The following is a 16,301-nucleotide window of genomic DNA, read 5'->3' on the forward strand; positions in this document are numbered from 1 at the left end:
GCCCTGAAAATAAGGCCCGTTATCCCCGGTCTCCGACTCGACTCTAATGTTCTTGATATGTTCTATTCCGGCATGACCGACCGCCCTGCCTCATGGCGCATGCCGACCCGAGCCCAAATGGAGAAGATGGCCGCTACCGTCGGCAGGGACGCCCCTCCAGCGCGCGGCCTGGCTCCGGGTGACACTTTGCCCGAGGAATACTGGCGGGCGCTGCTGGACGCCGCCGAGGCCGACCGCGGCCAAGCGACTCCGGGCGTCCCCAGGCGCTCTCTGCGGCTCGGCCAGACGCGCGAGCACGTGCTGCGGGTCGGCTGCCGGCGCTGCGGGCGGACCGTCGAGATCCAGAAGACCGACGCCCAGCGCCTTTATGGCCAGGATACGCCCTGGAAGACGGTCGCGCAGCGCCTCCTGGACGACACCTGCACCCAGCGAACTGGCCGCTACGAAGAGGACGGCTGCTGGCCGTCACTCGGCTGAGCCGGCAGATGGCGCCCAAACGTCACCCGACGCCCCTCAGCGGAGGCGACCGCAAGGCGCTGCAGAAGGAGCTCGGCCGGGCCCGGGCCATGACGACCATCCTCGCCGAGCAGGCCGCCGAAGCGCGGGCCGAAGGCGAGGCGCTGATCCGGAAAGCTGACAGGCTGCTGTGCGAAAGCTGGAACGAGCGGATGTGGGCCAACGGCGGCCCGGTCGACCCCTCGCCAGCGATCGATCAGGTCATCAACGGCGGCTACCCCTGGCTGGAGATCGAGTGCTCCCGCTGTAAGGCGCGGCGGGACGTCGATCTGGCCGCGCTGCGCCATCCGCCCACCACCTTCGTCCACGACCTAGCCGGCCGGCTCCGCTGCAGCCGGTGCGCGGCGGCCAATCGCCGGCCACGGGCGACGCTGCTGCAACTGGCGCAGCGCCCCCGCCAAGCGGCTCCACAGCATAATCTGGATTAGCATAATCAGGCTTATGCTAATCCGAGCGGGAATCCGGCGATGTGCAACCTCTACTCGATGACCAAGAACGCCGATGCCATCCGGCGTCTGTTCGGCGTGCAGCCTGGGAACGACCGCACAGGCAACTTGCCGGCGCTCCCGGGAATCTTCCCCGACTACCCGGCCCCCATTGTCCGCAACTCGGCAGCCGGCCCTGAGCTCGCGATGGCCAGGTGGGGCATGCCCTCGTCGGCCAAGGCGCTCATGGACGCAACCAAGAAGCGGGCCGAGAAACTGGAGGCCAAGGGGAAGACCGTCGACTTCAAGGAGCTGCTGCGCCTAGAGCCGGACAGCGGGACGACCAACATCCGCAACGTCGGCAGCGCGCACTGGAAGCGCTGGCTCGGTCCGGACCACCGCTGCCTAGTGCCGTTCACGTCGTTCTCCGAGTACGACACCATCAATGGCAAGAAGGTGCCGGTCTGGTTCGCCTTCGACGAGAGCCGGCCGCTGGTCGCATTCGCCGGCCTCTGGACGACTTGGACGTCAGTCCGCAAGGCCAAAGAGGGCGAGGTCACGATCGACGTCTATGGCTTCCTGACCTGCGAGCCGAACGCCGAGGTGGGGCGGGTTCACCCGAAGGCCATGCCGGTGATCCTGACTACGGCAGAGGAATACGACGTCTGGCTGCGCGCGTCCTGGGACGAGGCCAAGGCGCTGCAGCGGCCGCTCCCGGACGGGGCGCTGCGGGTCGTGGCTACGGGTGAAAGGCAGGACGCATCCCCGACCGCCTAGGGGGCGGGACGCGACCGAAGGCGCTTCGCCGCACGTTGAGCCGATCGGGACGCAGCGGTCGTCGGCGCGTGCTATCGTCGGCAGCCTGAGCAACACCGATGAATTGGTCAGACACCTTCCGCAATCGGCACTACGCACCCGGCTATGTCTACATCGCCGGATCCCTCGAGCATCGCGTCCTGAAGATCGGCACGACGGTCAACATCGGCGCCCAGGAGAAGCGGCTCCGGAGGACGAAGTACGGCAGCATCGGCGACTGGCGCCTGCTCTACTTCGTAAAGGTCTCGGAGGGCGGACGGATCGAACACGATGCACGCCGTATTCTTCGCCGGCACCAGGTGCTCAGGATGTACGACAAGGAGGGGCACCGGCAGAAAGCACGGGAAATGGTCGGCTGCAGGTTCGGGCTCGCGTTGGAGGCGGTCGAGAGCCTGTTGGCCGAATCCGAGCGCGACCTAGCGATCAGGTATCCGCGATCCAGCGCTTACGAATTCGGGTGGAGCCCGCCAGAGCCCGATCCACCGCCGCCCGCTCCTCTTCCGACCCCGGCCGGCCTTCCGCCGACGATCCGTCTCTTTCGTGACATCGACCAGCTGGACCTGTCCGTTCTCGCCTACAATTTCTTGAAGGATGCCGGCATCCGCTATCTGGGCGATCTGGTCCGGCGCAGCGAGCGCGAGCTGATGTGGACGCCCGGCCTCACCCGCAAGGCTCTGGTCGAGATCAAGGAGCTTCTCTCCGGGATGGGCCTCTCGCTTGGTCAGGCGCCGTCGGGATGGCCGCCGGCCGACCTCGACGCTCGGGCGATCGAGGCGGCTCAGTTTCTGACGCTCGTCGACGAACTCGATCTGACGGTGCGATCCTCGAACTGCCTGAAGAACAGCGAGATCGTCTATGTCGGCCAGCTGGTGCAAAGGACCGAGGCCGACCTGATCGCGACGCCGAATTTCGGACGCAAGTCGGTCAACGAAGTCAGGGACATCCTCGCGCAGATGGGTCTGCATCTCGGGACGGATCTGTCGCGATGGCCCTCCGGCCCCTTGTCCGCGGAATAGCCCAAACGCCAGCCGGCGGAGCGAACCTCCTCCAATTGACCGTGAATCGTCTGAATCCGTGATACCTCGTGGCCATTGACTTCGGTATGGTGCGTGCCCCATGAGCGCCGCGCCTCGTCCCTCCCGCGACCCCTTCCCCGACCCAGTCGACCTGGCTGCCATGGCCGAGACCCTCGCGCTCTCGCCAGACTACCGGGTGTTGCGCCGGTTGGTCCCCAGGTCCCCGACCCCTGCCGCCGTCGGTCAGGAGACACGAACTGGCATCCTTCTGGACACCGAGACCACCGGCCTCGACCACTCCCGGGACGAGATCATCGAGCTCGGGATGGTCTCGTTCGACTACACCCGCGACGGGCGGATCCTCCGCGTCAGGGACGTCTTCTCCGCCTTTAACGAGCCGTCCGCCCCCATCTCGCCCGAGGTGACGGCACTCACCGGCATTACCGACGAGATGGTCACGGGGCATCGGATCGATCCCGAAGCGGTTTCGGCGTTCGTCGCCGGCGCGGTCATCGTCATCGCCCACAACGCCGCCTTCGACCGCCGGTTCGCCGAGCGCTACTGGCCGGTCTTCGAGCGGATGGCCTGGGGCTGCAGCGCGACCGAGGTTGACTGGCGCTTGCACGGCTTCGCCGGCGCGCAGCTGGGCTACCTGCTGAACGGCGCCGGCTTCTTCCACCAGGCCCACCGGGCCGTCGACGACTGCCACGCACTGCTCGAGGTCCTGAACTTCGTCCTCCCGACGACCGGCGCGCCGGCGCTGGCCGCCCTGCTGCAGACGGCACGGAAAGCTACGACCCGCGTCTGGGCGCAGCAGTCCCCCTTCGAGCTCAAGGACGCCCTTAAGAAACGCGGCTACCGCTGGTCAGACGGCACCGACGGGCGGCCAAAGTCCTGGTACATCGACGTCGACGAGGGCGCGCTCGAGGCGGAGATCAGCTTCCTCAGGTCGGAAGTCTATCTTCGGGACATAGAGCCCCGGCTGCAGCGCCTGACCGCCTTCGAGCGCTTCTCGGGGCGGGTCTGAGACGACGGCGTCCTAATCTGGGATCAGACCGGACTGGAGCATTCGTGCCGCCAACGCTGAGGACTGTTCGGGCACCCCCTCGGTGCCTCGCTTCCGGGACAAGAGGACTTGCCAGACAATCTGGCACCTCCGGATGAATTATACACGCGGAGGTCGCGTTGATCAAAAACATGATGTAGCCTCGACACATTCCTCGGGGGGTATTCAATGTCAGTGACGGGAAGTTTCGAAAAGATCGTCGAGGGCACTTTCGGCATGCATCAGATCGTCATGCCAAGGGATGGCATCGCGCCCCTTCAGGTGCGGCCGATTGTAGGCGGTGCGGAGCTTGGCGAATTTACCCTGCGCGATGTACTCAACGGGTCCTTCAACATTCCAGTCAAGCCGACGGTGGAGCTAGCCGATGTCGAGCAGACCCGTTCCAACGATTATGACGTATCGTCGAGGGGCAGCTTCCGTGGCCCGCTCGGAGAACTGAGCGACGCCACCGCCGAACTTGAGACCTCAGGGGCAAAGAAGGTGCAGGTCTCCCTGGTGAACGGCTCGCTTATCTCGGTGGACGAAGGAGAGCTTTACAGGGCGGTTTCGTCCGCCACCATTCGAGCGGACGGTCCGCTGGCACAGAGCGGAAAAGCTTACCTGCTCACTGCGGTGGCGAGCGTGAAGCAGTTCAAGATCGATCTGGCCAATCGCACTGGCGGCTCGGTCGCGGCAGACGCCAAACTCGTCGCGCAGATCCAGGCCAAGGTTGAGGGAAAGGTGTCGCTTACGTCTGACGGCGGACTGCTTATCCAGCATGAGAGACCGAAGGCGTTCGCCGCGCGCGTATGGCTGCTGAGACGGCCATGGACCGGCGGCGACAAGGTGCAAGTTCTTACCGTAAAGGGGACAATGGGACTTCTTGGGGAATACCGGAAAGACGAAGATCGACCCCGAATTCGCTGAGCAAAGCGGACTACATGACATGAGCATCCGGCTTTAGCCGGCCCGCAGCCCGCAGTTAGACGGCCCAGACACCGCGCTGGACGCAGGTGCCATTGACGTAGGCACTCGCCCAGATCTCGGTTTGCCTATCTGAATTCCGGTTCTTTTCCGCAAGCCTGAGGCTCTGCTCGACGACGATGGCCTGAACGGTGCCGTCCACGGCCGTCACCTTGTACTGCTTTGCGGGCCCCGCGACGCTAGCGTGGAGCGAGAACAGCGACAGCCGAGGTTCGCACTTTAACAACCAAGCGGGATCAGCCACCCTGACAGTGGCCGGCGAGCCGACGTCAACGGATAAAGATCCGAGCACCGTCATCTTAGCATTGAGGATCCCATCGTCGGAATCGTCTGGCGAGCATGTGAAGCTTGCCAGGCAGTTCACGTCCAGCTCCGCGAGCAGGCGGCTCACACAGGACTGGAGTTCGGATAGCGACTTCTCCGCTACAGCCTTGGCGGTAAGCGCGCCGAGCTCATCGCCGACAAGAGCAGCTATCTCCGCGAGGTTGGCGCTTTCGTCCGAGGAAGCGCTGGTCTTGCTGGCTACTCGCTCCAATAAGGAGACCGCCCTATCCTGCCGAGCCTGAGACGCCATCTCTGCGAACTCCTTCGCGTCCGCCTCGGTGCGTACGACGTGTACCTCGATCTCGCCGACGATATCAGCGAACAAGTTAACGGCGACTCTATGGCTTCCGAACGTGTTGATCGGATTGGGCAGTCTGATCTGCTGGCTCTTCACGTCGATCCCTTGCAGCGAGACCATCCGCGCGATCTTCTTTGCCCCAAGCGAGCCGTAAAACACATCGCCGGCCATTGCATTTGCCACGTAAGTCAGCGGTAGATCGGCCAAGGCGATCCTATCCTGCTCGGCTTGATGACGCTTGGCCTTAGCCACCTCTTCAAGCCTCGCCCGCTCGTCTTCGAATACCACCACGTTGTGTGCGGTGGCATAAACCGCCAACCTGCGGGGAAAAAGGAAGTTCCTCGCGAATCCCGGCCTTACCGGGACCACGTCACCTATTTCGCCCAGGCTCGGAACGGGCTCGAGCAAAATAACGTTTCTTCTGGCTGCGGCCATGTTCAATCGGCATATCGGCAATTAGAGGGGAATATTCAACCATAGATCGAGAAAATCAAGGTCAACCGCCGGCATTTGCTCCGCCCTGCTAAGTAGGGTTAGGCCGCGCCTTATCGCGACTCCAGGTCAAAGAAGTCTAATTGGCTTACGGATGAGGCGAGAGGCACTCGAAGCGTGACTGGGCCGACATAGCGGTACGTCAGGGCAGTGCAGTCTCCAGCCTCCAGGCGCTCGCGTCTTGCGCTCACGAAACTGGCATAGGCCGATCCGTTCGACGCTAAAGAGGCATAAAATGCCTGCGTAAACGGCAATGTATCAGGATCGAGTACCGCGCAGAACGGACCGATCACCGAGGGAACAAAGCACTCGCTCATGAAATACTCGCTCCAGCTGCTCTGCAGGTCTGGCTGTCCGCTGAGAAAATTGGTCGCACCGCAGCCATTCAGGAATATGCCGGACAACGCCGTAGATGCCGAGGAGAATCTATCAGTAGTCGCGAGAAAGTGCCGCGTAAGCTGCAGCTTCTTGTTTCTCGGCTGCTCCGGCGGATACTCAACGTGACATTGAAAATGTGCCCACGCGGATTTCCCGTTCTTGAATAGGCGATCTATCTCGTTCGTAGCTTCTTTGAGTTTCAGGTATTCGAGATCAACGTGCTTTTCGACGCTGAGCCCGAAGGCGCTCTGCACGGCCGCCAGTGCTTGGCCTTTCGAGACGGTTTCGGCCGTATGGTCGTGAAAGAACGAAGCGCCCCTTCCGGTCGCTCTTCCGGGCCGCCACGGCGAAGCGTAGTAGATGTTCGGCCTGCCGCCGATCATCCTCGCAAAGGGACCGACGCCCGCCACCGGCTTGTCAAAAAGCAAAAGCTCGAGCGGTATCGGGAGATGCACTTGGCACTGCAGATCGGAATCAGCAAACTTCCGAAACAGATTGGCGAGGCGAATCCTGTTCTTTCGCGTGTCGGAGTGGGGGTGGCAAACCAGAAGGCAGTCCGTCAGCCGTCGACCAACGTCGTGCAGATTGTTGCAGATCTCTTCTTTGCTCAGGCTGGTCCTGAGGGAGCTTTCAATATCTGCCTTCAGCGTCGGCAGTAGAGCATCGATCTTTGCTCGCTGGCACGTGAAGGAGACAACTTCCCTATTGGGCGCAGTAAAAGTAGTCACCAGAACGGGCCCATGGAGATGCAGCTCGCTCAGGGTGACCCAGAAAGATCCGCTCTCGCTCTCCTCAGGACGATCAGCCACGCGTCCCGCGAAGCCGGAACGATGCATCAAAAACCCCTCCCCCCTGACGCAAATGTAGTTCAACTGAAACGTGTGACAATTGGCCGTAATCGTCGGTTGCCGTCAAGGTCAACTTCAGTTTCGACGATCTAAATTCTTGAAGCTCGAATTTGACGGGCTCACCCGCTCTCGCCACTTGCGTATACGGTGCAAACGAGGCTTCGCGGCAGCTTAGAGAATAATTCAGACGCTGAGAATGCGAAGAAATGCCCAAGCCCAGGGCTCTTCGTGGAGCGAGATCGAGGCAGATCTCAAGCTCTATACGGTCCTCGCCGATGCTCCTTAAGCCGGCAGAGCCGAGCACGATCTCCGCGCCGATCAGCGAGGCATGGTCGATAGCGGAGGGATCCAAGTCCAGATATCCGAGGTGTTGCCAACGGCGAGATGTTGCCATCATGGGACAAATCGGACTGTTCGTCAGTGTGGCCCTCGCATACGTGACGGGCACTACTTCATAGCGGATTTCCGGGACTTTGAGGGTATCAACAGAGCGGAAGAGGTCCAACTGCGAGCGCCTTTCCATGCGTCGAGCCAGGGAATCGGCTCTTCCTGCATGTGAGGTGATCGCAGCGCGCCTGAACTCGTTGGCGGCGAGTGACAGCGCGGCACTGGCGGCGTGAGGTGACTGGTCTGTCTTGGCGCGAGCGAGCTCCCACCACAGAAGCGCCGTCGCTGCCGAGGGCCGATCCCGACGCAACGACGAGAGGCCGCGGCGGCACAGTTCATCGGCTCTCGTCCCGCTAGACACAGTGCGGAGATCGCTCAAGAGATTAGGCAAGTAAGCGCGCGCCGTGTTCAAGGTTTTCGGACGATCGCGTCCCAGCACGAGCATTCCGCCCTCCTCAAACCATCCGCCGCGGAGCAGATCCTGAAGATGAGGACGGATCGCCGTCAGGCCGGAGCGCGCATCCGAAACATCGTCCTTGGCGTTGATGTAGATGCTCGTCTGTCCAGCCCTACCGGCGACAGCGAGAATCACAGGACCGGTCTGCGTGCTCGTCTCGTCGTCGACCAGTTGAACATGCCTGTTCGGCAGCGCTTCCGCCAAACGGGCCTGATCTCTCGTCTCCGGAATGACGAGAACGACATCCAATTGACTCCCGGACGTCGAGCGGAGTTCGTGCGACATGAATCACCGCCCGATGATTGAGCAGAGGCACGATCGCCTTTTGGAGGAAATTTTCCAGCGCCAGGAACGTTATTTCTGTGGATTGCATCGCAGTCCAGCCCTACCGGGCCGCGCAGGCGAGGGCTCTCTTCGAACTCGCGGATGGCGCTTACCGTCAGGTGCATCGCGCGGCCGTTTTTTGCCAAGGAAAGGAATTTCGATGAGCGAGTTTTTTGAAGGGAACTACGTCAAGGTCGATGAGCGCTTTTTTGCGCCGCCCGCCGACCAGGTGGCGCCGCGTCTGATCGGATGCGTGCTGTACTCCTATCACCGGGACCTGGAGACCGCGGTCATGCTGATCGACGTCGAGGCCTACGGTGGAGGCAACGACCGCGCGTCCCACCTTCACCCCGACAACCAGTCGCGCCGCAATAAGGGAGCCAAGGTCCTGACGCCGCACGGGACCGCGCGCATCCATGGCAGCCGCGACATGTGGGCCATGGACATCGTCTGCGGAGAGCCGACCCCGGGGAGCACCGTTCTCCTCCGGGCAGGTCTCCCCCTCGTCGGGCTTGACGTCATGGCCGAGCGCCGCAGCCGGGCGCCCGATGCCGACCGGGACGTGAAGGCCCGTGCCCGGGGATACGAAAAGAAGCTCTGCGACGGACCGTTCAAGCTGGGCGAGGCGATGGGCTTCGATCACGTGCTCGACGGGCAGTCGCTCCTCAAGCGCCCCTTCCGCCTGCTGCGTCCTCTTGAGCTCGTCCCCGGGCTGCTCAACGGGCCGAGGGTCAGAGTCACCCAGGACGAGGATCTGCTCTGGCGCTGGGGACACCCCGACTACCAGGCCTGGATCAGGGACAAGTTCGAGAGGGCCCCAGCATGACGGAGGGGATCTGCATCCCGGCCGACCTCTGGCCCATGCGCGCACCAACATGAAGCCGCCGACCGATAGGTCGCCAGATCAATCAGAGCAGTGAGGAAGAAAATCCAGCCTCGCAGCCCGGCGCAGGCGGACTAGCGCGAACTATTCTTCGGTGATCGTGTATGTGGCACCATGGTTGTCGAAGATCTTCCAGGGCACACCGTCCTTGAAGACGATGGCATCTGATCCGTAAGCAGTGGTCCTGGCTTCTTCGTCGCTCTTCGGCAACACATGAAGATTCTTGAAGGTGTCGGATACAGGATCGAGAAGATAAACGACGAAATTGCTCATCGAAATCACCTGCAGTTGCGGCGCGGGCAGATGCCGGCCGGCGGTAGTTAATCGGGGGCGGCTAGAATCGAACCGTCGCCTTGAGCGGACAATGGTCCGAGATGGCCAGCAGCGGATCGGGATGGTCTTGGTTCGCTGGCCGCGTTCCGCCGAGCCGCCCGATGGCCACCTTGGTTGCCGGAGCTACAGCCGCGAGGCCTTTGCTGACAAGCATCTGATCCAGCCCGATCGGATTGCGACAGCCGAGACTATCCCCGCGCGTCACCGGCTTGAGGGCGTCCTGATCAAACAATTCGCGCTTCGAGCGCTCGCAGATCTCCTTGGCAACTGCGTTCACCGGGCACTCGGGTTCGAGATGCGTCAGGGCGCTGTCCGCCGGAGCGCCATCGTTCACCTCTCCCGACAGGCTGCGTACAAGGACCCCTGCGGGCAATGGTGATGCGGGGTCACTGCCGTCCGCCCGGACGGCAGACGGTCCTATCGAGCTTTCTTCGTGGGATACATTGCGGTTGAAGTCGCCCATGAGAACGACAGGAGTCCCCGCCGACCGGGCTTCAAGCCAAGCTTCCAGCGGCCGCACCTGCTGTTGCAATATCTGACATGCATCTCCTGTGCCGTCGAGCTTGCCCCGATCTTCGAGAGGGCTTACGCAAGACGACTTGAGGTGAACCGTCATGATCCTCAGTGGCCTCCCGTCGATCTGCAGCGTGAGCGACAAACCCGGACGCACCTGATCGGTCGCATCGAGATGCGGAAGGGCGAGCGACTTCTCGACGACGCAATCTGTCGACGAGCCCAGCGATCGCTTCCAGGCGATGGCGAGCCTCTGAACTTTGAAAGTGTCGAACGAGCAGACCTCATAGTCCGCGCCGCTGTTGGGCAACACCTCACGAACTGCAGTCTCGCCGCTGACTTCCTGGAAAGCGATGATGTCCGCGTCAATATTTGAGCGGATAAAATCGCTGATTTGCTGCGTCCGCTTCTGGTAGGCGGGCTCGGTCACTGGAACGATCTTGAAATTGGACTGGAAAACATCACAGGGGGGCTTCAGCGCGATGTCCCATTTGATCTTTGCATTGCGGCCCCAGCGTAGCTCCCAGCCTGGCTTCGTCTGTCCCGTTGTTGATGGCTCAAAAAGGCCGGTCGCCTGGTTGAGAGCGAAAGGCTGTCCACACTCCCTGATCCATGTCTTGGCTTCGTCTTGGCTTAGGTGCCACCCAAGATTCCACGTCGCGATGGTGAGATCGCGAGCATTTGCGGAAGTCGAGTTGACGAGGATCACGGAAGCGAGCAATGCCAGAATGAAAGAAAATTTCATAGCGCCACCTCAAACGAAGCTGCGGCTTGAACTTGACAATGGGTGCTGACGCCTGGCCGGCATCCACCGCTAACAAGGCTCAGGAGACGAGTGGATTTCCACCGCAAGCACTGCTGGTCGCAGCTATCATGCACGGATGAATTGCTCACGCAAGGCGCGCAAATGTGAAACTTTTCCCGCAGGATGAGATCGGCGCGCCTCGCGCCATGTCGAAGGAGTAAAAGCTGAGAAGCCACAGTCCAGATCAAGGCCTTTCTCGACGAGAACCAGAACTGGCTCGCCAACCTGATCAGCTTCCGGGACGGGCTGGCACATCGGATTCCGCTCTACATCGCTCCATACGTCATCAATGACGAGGGCGAAGAGGCTCACAAGGCGCTTGACGCCAGGCGGTGGCCGCTCTCGCAGCGGGAGACGAGGCCGACTACGACCGACTGCGCGGCGAATAACAGAAGCTCGGTCGCTTCCGCCCCTGGATGACGCACTCGACCTACGAAAAGTCGCCGGCCATCTCTCTCCACCGCAGATGATCGAGGATTCCAAGACCATCGACGCCTACTGCTGTATGCTGATCGAGGAGTTCAAAAAGCAGCCTGACGGACGTCTCGCATCAGATACTCACGGTTGAAGGTTCAAATTCACGCCAAGACAGCGCCAAGCTAAGGCCCCAAGATCTCGGCAAACTAGGACGCGAGTTTGTTGGAGGCCGGCATGTCAAACGACGAGCCCGACTTTATCGCTCTGATGGATCGGATTGCCGACGCGATGAAGGCCGCCGACTGCGACCCTGAGAAGGATCCAGAAGCGGCCGCACTCGTCGCGCGCCGTGAGGCCGATTTCATTGGACAGGAAACGGGCTTCTGGATCGCATTCGAAGTCAGAGGCGGAAAGCTGTGCGCCATACCACCGTGGCGGTTTGAGGTTGGCTGACCCGACGAACCCCCGATCGATAACCGATCATGCCGGTTCGTTCCGGGGGGAGAAGAGCCCCTAGCGTCCGGATAGACCAGAACGTGGGGTGATGATCCCCGTCCCTCCGCCGAGCCCGGCGAGCTCTTCTGGGTCGTCTCCGAAAAAGCGATGCGGCACAAAAAAATGTTCGACTTCATTGATCACGTGGGTCTCGAAATTCCGATTTACAGAGATCGGGCCGAGCCTATACGGCTTCGGCTTAGCCGGAACCTCGATCAAGCCGGCAATGGAATGAGGGCGGAATACGATTCGGAAGTACGCTACCCGCAGCTGCTGGGCGAACGAGCGCCGAAGTCCCGTCCGCTCGGCATCGGTCGCGTTGGCTAGTTTTGCGGCCAGGTCCGCGACCAGCGCCAGATTTTCCTGAGCCGTCGGCAGGTGCGGCCGCTCCCGCTCGGCCTTGGCGAGCGCCTCGCGCAGCTGCTTCTTCTCCTGGATCTGCTCGGTGAGGCTCTCGGCCTCCCACTTCAGATCCGGCGCCAGAACGCTATCCTCGTTATCGAGCAGGATGTTGATTGCCCTCCTCTTCTTGGCGGTCAGGTCCGCGATTAGGAGGTCGTAGTCCTGGACCGACATTCCGGGCTGCTTCTCGACGGGCTCGAAGGTGGCGAGGACCTTCGTCGGGCTGACCTGATGCATCAGCCACCCATCGACGTTCTTGGCGTTCCAGAGCCGCTTGTTGTCGCACTTGTCCTCACGATAAGCCGCAGAGCAGACGAAATAGTGACCGCCCTTGGGTGGATCCCCCTTATTCAGGAATGCCATCCGCCTTTTGCAGACGCCGCAGTACGCGATTCCGCGCAGCAGGTTGGCCTCCTCCCGGCTCGGCCGACCGCCGGCATTCTTGCGGCGGCTGGTCACGGCCCTGTTGGCCCGAAGGTAGAGGCCCTCGTCGACTACCGCGGGGTAGTAGTTCAAGATTGGCTGCCCGTCGGGGACACGCTTTCCATCGGCGTCGCGACGGGAGGGCTGGTACTCCCCAAGCACGGTCCGTGTCGCGACGATCTTGGCCACGGACGAGGTCTGCCAGCCCTTCTCCGAGAGGAAGGACAGTTTGCCCTCGCGGTTCAGCCTCTTGACGATCGTCCTGCGCCCGAGCCCCTGCTCGGTCTCCAGGAAAATTCGACGGACGATGTCGGCGCGCTCGGGGTTCTCGGAGAAGATGCGGCGGCCGGACTCGTCCCGCGAGATGACGAGCCATCCAGGGACCCTGTCCGTCAGGGGAATCGACTGAGCGCGGGCGGCCTGGCGCTTACGGGCCCATGCAGCGGCCACACGCTGCCCCTTCAGGGAGGATTCCTCGTTGGCCCTGATCATCGACATCAGGGTGCCGAACAGCATCATCCTGTCTTGGCGCATCGTCTCCCTGGTGTAGAGACGCTCGTCCGACAGAGTCAGGATCCCGATGCCCGCCCTGATGATGCCCAGGAACACAGGCAGCGCATCTTCCGGTTCCTGTCTCGACATCCGGTCGATGTTCTCAAGGATGAGGACCGAATCCTTGGGCAGCTGGTTCGCGGCCACATCGCGCAGGAATTCGGCAAACGCGCCGGCCTTCGCGTTCGCACCCCGGTATCCGCTGACGCCGAGGTCCCTCCAGGTTTTAGCGATCCGGTAACCATTCTTCTTGGCCCACTCCGCCGCCCGTTCGCTCTGGCGGCGGTAAGAATCACCCCGCGCCTGCTCCGGACTGGAGAATCGGATGTATGAGAAGGCGACTTTCATAAGAAATAGGGTGCTTCACAGAAGTTCTTTCCAAGTAAATGTAGCCTGTCTTGAGTAAATGATGCCCTCCGGCGGCGGCGATCTCGAGCGCGCGCTTGCCGCTTTCCTGGCCCTTGATGTCGCGCAGGTCGAGCAGGCTCGCCGGCGCCTCCTGGATTTTCGGCTGCGGCCGCGACAGCACCTGCGTGCCCTTGAAGTGATTGGCGATCTGGATCAGCGACGTCGCCGCGATGATCTGCAGATCGGGACTGGCCCACGCCGCCTCGGCGCCGCAGGTCGCCGGACAGATCAGCCCTTCCTCGCGCGCATTGGCGCCGATCGCCGCCGGCAGCACGCCCGCCACCGGCGCGATCGAGCCGTCGAGCCCGAGCTCGCCGAGCACGGTGAAACCGCTGAGCGCATCCGGCGGGATGGCGCCGATGGCCGCCATCAGCCCGAGCGCGATCGGCAGATCATAATGGCTACCTTCCTTCGGCACGTCGGCCGGAGCCAGATTGACGGTGATCCGCCGCGCCGGCAGCGCCAGGCCAGAGGCAATCAGCGCCGAGCGCACCCGCTCGCGCGCCTCCGACACCGCCTTGTCCGGCAGGCCGACGATCGCGAACGCCGGCAGTCCCGGCGCGACCTGAACCTGCACGTCGACCGCGCGGGCCTCGATCCCCTCGAAGGCAACGGTGGAAACGCGCTGAACCATGGATGCCCCTCCAGTGTAGAGGCTAGCGGAAGCGGGCGCGGTTCGCAAGAACAATACCAGAACATCGGTGCGGCCCGGATGCACTCCGTTAACGACGGCCTGACGCCTCCGTCGTCCCCGGCGCTTGGCTTAACGCCCCTTTAGTCCGCGCTTCGCATTCTTCCGCAAATTGATCATCGACGAGCGCTGCGTCACAGCCGGCCGGCGCTCTCAGCGAGGAACGTGCGATGCCTCCAGCGCCTTCGGCAGCTCCCCCCGTCAAGCCGCCTGCCGGCGAGGCGAGGACCGTGTCCGAGCTCGCGACCGACATGCTGCGGCGGACGACGAGCCTGTTCCTGGCCGGCCCGCGGCCCGCACCCGACGAGCAGCTCGATCTCTATGATCAGATGTTCGCGCGCCTGATGCCGCAGGTCGCGACCGATGTGCTGGCCGAGCTGAGCAAGGCGCTCGCCGGCGTCGAGCGCGCGCCCTACGCCACGGTCCGCCTGCTCGCTGTGCATCCCGAGCTGCGGATCGCCGGGCCGATGCTGGCCAAGGCGCAGGTCCTGACCGAGCGCGATCTCGCCGAGTTCATCCGGACGTCGAGCCCGGCGCATCTCGTGGCGATCGCCAGCCGCCGCGGCATCAATGACTCGCTGACGACGCAGCTGATCGCGCGCGGCTTCCCGCCGGTGCGGATGGCGCTGGCGCAGAACCTGACCGCGAAACTCTCCGAGGACGGCTATCGCAGCCTGTTCAAGATCGCCGAGCGCGACGAGGATCTCGCCGAGAAGCTGGCGCTGCGCACCGATCTGCCGGCCAAGCTGTCGCGCGCCTTCGTCGCCGCCGCCAGCGAGGGCGCCCGCGCCCGCTTCATCAAGGCCGCGCCGCCCGCGACCCGCGCCACCTTGAAGGCCGCGCCGACCCGGTCGGCTGCTGCTGCGATGCGCGCGATATGGGATTATGAGCAGGTCAAGACCGAGGTCGCCGCGCTCAACCGCAGCGGCAAGCTCGGCGACTCTGCCGTCAATCGTTTCTGTGTGACCGGCGATTTCCCGGCCGTGATCGCGGCGCTGGCGCTGCTCTGCGTCGTCTCGATCGACACGATCGAATCGCTCTTGCAGGAGGAGCGCCTCACCGATCTCCTACTCGCCTGCAAGGCGGCGCGGCTGAGCTGGGCGACGACCGCCATGATCCTGCGCGCCCGCCCCGGCTGCGATGCGCTGCCGGCCGACGATGTCGAGGAGGCGCGCAAGCGCTTCGAGAAGCTCGTGTTGTCCGAGGCGCAGTGGAAGGTGCGCGGGCTCGAATCGAGCTGAACGCGGAGCGCGGCCTCAGCCCGGCGGCGTCGCGTAATTGGTGAAGTCGATCTTGAACATCGCCGGATCGAGCTTCTTGGTGGTGTCGAGATTGTAGACGGCGATCGTCGTATCGTAGCCCTGCGGGTCGGTCACGGTCCACTGCTTGAGCTGGCCGTCCTTGGCGCCGAGCATCAGCATCAGCCGGCTGGTGCCGATCAGCGCCTGCTTCTCCTCGATCGTGATCGTGACGTAGAGATCGTCGGACGCCACCGCGATGACATTGGTGTCCTTCAAGAGGTCGATACGGTCGGACAAGAGATAGCGCAGCGGCGTCTGCGACAGCGGGTAGACGTCCTGGGTGGCCAGCTTGCGGTCGCGCACCACCAGCGAGGAGCCGTCAGCGATGATGTCGATCGGCGTCGGCGGCTCATATTCGAAGCGCACCTTGCCGGGCTTCTGGATGTAGAAATCGCCCTTGGTCTTGCTGCCGTCCGGACCGACCTGCACGAAGTTTCCGACCAAGGTCTGCAGCGAGGACAGATAAGCGCTGACCTTGGCCGCGACCGCCTTTTGGTTGGCGTCGAACGAGGTGAAGATGCTGGCCGGCACGTTGCGCCGGGGATCGGGAATGATCGGGTTGGGCGGCGTGGCCTGGGTGGTCGCGGCGGCGCCACGCTGGGCCTCGGAGGCGCTGAGCGGGCCGCTCTTGGCACCCGCCTTGGGGGCCGGCGTGCCCTGGGCGGCCGCGTCACCGGGGGCGCCGGTCGCCGCGAGGGCGGTGATGGCGCAGACCGCCATCAGGGCGGACATGCGGCGGCCGCGCGGCGCGCAAGGTGACGAAAAGGG

At 63.1% G+C, this 16,301-nt stretch carries 15 protein-coding genes and 3 pseudogenes; 10 read left to right on the top strand and 8 right to left on the bottom strand.

What is annotated here, in order from left to right; genetic code table 11:
- Window positions 1–72: 72 nt before the first annotated feature.
- From ACVILH_RS07550 to ACVILH_RS07580, 7 genes and pseudogenes are all read left to right on the top strand, one after another.
- The gene (locus ACVILH_RS07550; RefSeq protein WP_456716897.1) at window positions 73–477 is read left to right on the top strand and encodes a hypothetical protein; all 405 of its coding nucleotides are present in this window, start codon (window positions 73–75) and stop codon (window positions 475–477) included.
- An 8-nt stretch (window positions 478–485) separates the two neighbouring features.
- Window positions 486–944 (top strand): hypothetical protein, encoded by a 459-nt coding sequence (locus ACVILH_RS07555; RefSeq protein WP_456712331.1) that lies wholly within the window; start codon window positions 486–488, stop codon window positions 942–944.
- A 39-nt stretch (window positions 945–983) separates the two neighbouring features.
- Complete coding sequence (locus ACVILH_RS07560; RefSeq protein WP_456712332.1) at window positions 984–1,718, top strand: SOS response-associated peptidase; 735 nt, start codon at window positions 984–986, stop codon at window positions 1,716–1,718.
- Between the two features lie 386 nt (window positions 1,719–2,104).
- Window positions 2,105–2,446: pseudogene (locus tag ACVILH_RS07565) on the top strand (DNA-directed RNA polymerase subunit alpha C-terminal domain-containing protein); the annotation flags it as partial.
- A 93-nt stretch (window positions 2,447–2,539) separates the two neighbouring features.
- Window positions 2,540–2,773: pseudogene (locus ACVILH_RS07570) on the top strand (DNA-directed RNA polymerase subunit alpha C-terminal domain-containing protein); the annotation flags it as partial.
- A 160-nt stretch (window positions 2,774–2,933) separates the two neighbouring features.
- A complete protein-coding gene (locus ACVILH_RS07575) occupies window positions 2,934–3,800 on the top strand; it encodes a 3'-5' exonuclease (RefSeq protein WP_456712333.1) in 867 nt (288 codons plus the stop codon).
- Between the two features lie 207 nt (window positions 3,801–4,007).
- Window positions 4,008–4,745: a hypothetical protein gene (locus ACVILH_RS07580; RefSeq protein ID WP_456712334.1), complete on the top strand. Its 738-nt coding sequence runs from the start codon at window positions 4,008–4,010 to the stop codon at window positions 4,743–4,745.
- 55 nt (window positions 4,746–4,800) lie between these two features.
- Here the strand turns inward: ACVILH_RS07580 and rplI are convergent, their stop codons facing one another.
- The 3 genes from rplI to ACVILH_RS07595 all read right to left on the bottom strand — a co-directional run bounded on the left by rplI (window position 4,801) and on the right by ACVILH_RS07595 (window position 8,271).
- On the bottom strand, window positions 4,801–5,859 hold the full coding sequence (rplI, locus tag ACVILH_RS07585; protein ID WP_456712335.1) for a 50S ribosomal protein L9: 1,059 nt from the start codon (window positions 5,857–5,859) through the stop codon (window positions 4,801–4,803).
- Window positions 5,860–5,969: 110 nt separating this feature from the next.
- Window positions 5,970–7,130 (bottom strand): hypothetical protein, encoded by a 1,161-nt coding sequence (locus ACVILH_RS07590; RefSeq protein ID WP_456712336.1) that lies wholly within the window; start codon window positions 7,128–7,130, stop codon window positions 5,970–5,972.
- Window positions 7,096–8,271, bottom strand: a complete 1,176-nt coding sequence (locus ACVILH_RS07595; protein WP_456712337.1) for a hypothetical protein — start codon at window positions 8,269–8,271, stop codon at window positions 7,096–7,098. The genes ACVILH_RS07590 and ACVILH_RS07595 overlap by 35 nt, the downstream gene beginning before the upstream one ends.
- Before the next feature lie 199 nt (window positions 8,272–8,470).
- Between ACVILH_RS07595 and ACVILH_RS07600 the strand changes: the two genes are divergently transcribed.
- On the top strand, window positions 8,471–9,136 hold the full coding sequence (locus tag ACVILH_RS07600; RefSeq protein ID WP_456712338.1) for a DNA-3-methyladenine glycosylase: 666 nt from the start codon (window positions 8,471–8,473) through the stop codon (window positions 9,134–9,136).
- 141 nt (window positions 9,137–9,277) lie between these two features.
- Here ACVILH_RS07600 and ACVILH_RS07605 read toward each other — a convergent pair whose 3' ends face one another.
- Together ACVILH_RS07605 and ACVILH_RS07610 are read right to left on the bottom strand one after the other, a co-directional pair.
- Window positions 9,278–9,466, bottom strand: a complete 189-nt coding sequence (locus ACVILH_RS07605; RefSeq protein WP_456712339.1) for a hypothetical protein — start codon at window positions 9,464–9,466, stop codon at window positions 9,278–9,280.
- A gap of 61 nt (window positions 9,467–9,527) precedes the next feature.
- Window positions 9,528–10,784 carry an endonuclease/exonuclease/phosphatase family protein gene (locus ACVILH_RS07610; protein ID WP_456712340.1) on the bottom strand — a complete coding sequence of 419 codons (1,257 nt, stop codon included), beginning with the start codon at window positions 10,782–10,784 and terminating at the stop codon, window positions 9,528–9,530.
- A 711-nt stretch (window positions 10,785–11,495) separates the two neighbouring features.
- On the opposite strand from ACVILH_RS07610, the gene ACVILH_RS07615 reads away from it, so the two are divergent.
- Window positions 11,496–11,714 (top strand): hypothetical protein, encoded by a 219-nt coding sequence (locus ACVILH_RS07615; RefSeq protein WP_456712341.1) that lies wholly within the window; start codon window positions 11,496–11,498, stop codon window positions 11,712–11,714.
- Between the two features lie 60 nt (window positions 11,715–11,774).
- On the opposite strand, the gene ACVILH_RS07620 is transcribed toward ACVILH_RS07615, so the two are convergent.
- Window positions 11,775–13,481, bottom strand: a complete 1,707-nt coding sequence (locus ACVILH_RS07620; RefSeq protein ID WP_456712342.1) for a recombinase family protein — start codon at window positions 13,479–13,481, stop codon at window positions 11,775–11,777.
- A gap of 43 nt (window positions 13,482–13,524) precedes the next feature.
- A pseudogene (locus ACVILH_RS07625) lies at window positions 13,525–14,175 on the bottom strand (magnesium chelatase domain-containing protein); the annotation flags it as partial.
- 227 nt (window positions 14,176–14,402) lie between these two features.
- Here ACVILH_RS07625 and ACVILH_RS07630 point away from each other — a divergent pair.
- Window positions 14,403–15,473: a DUF2336 domain-containing protein gene (locus ACVILH_RS07630; protein ID WP_456712343.1), complete on the top strand. Its 1,071-nt coding sequence runs from the start codon at window positions 14,403–14,405 to the stop codon at window positions 15,471–15,473.
- Window positions 15,474–15,488: 15 nt separating this feature from the next.
- Here ACVILH_RS07630 and ACVILH_RS07635 read toward each other — a convergent pair whose 3' ends face one another.
- Complete coding sequence (locus ACVILH_RS07635; protein ID WP_456712344.1) at window positions 15,489–16,265, bottom strand: outer membrane lipoprotein carrier protein LolA; 777 nt, start codon at window positions 16,263–16,265, stop codon at window positions 15,489–15,491.
- Window positions 16,266–16,301 lie beyond the last annotated feature (36 nt).

The sequence above is a fragment of the Bradyrhizobium sp. USDA 4353 genome (assembly GCF_054063215.1).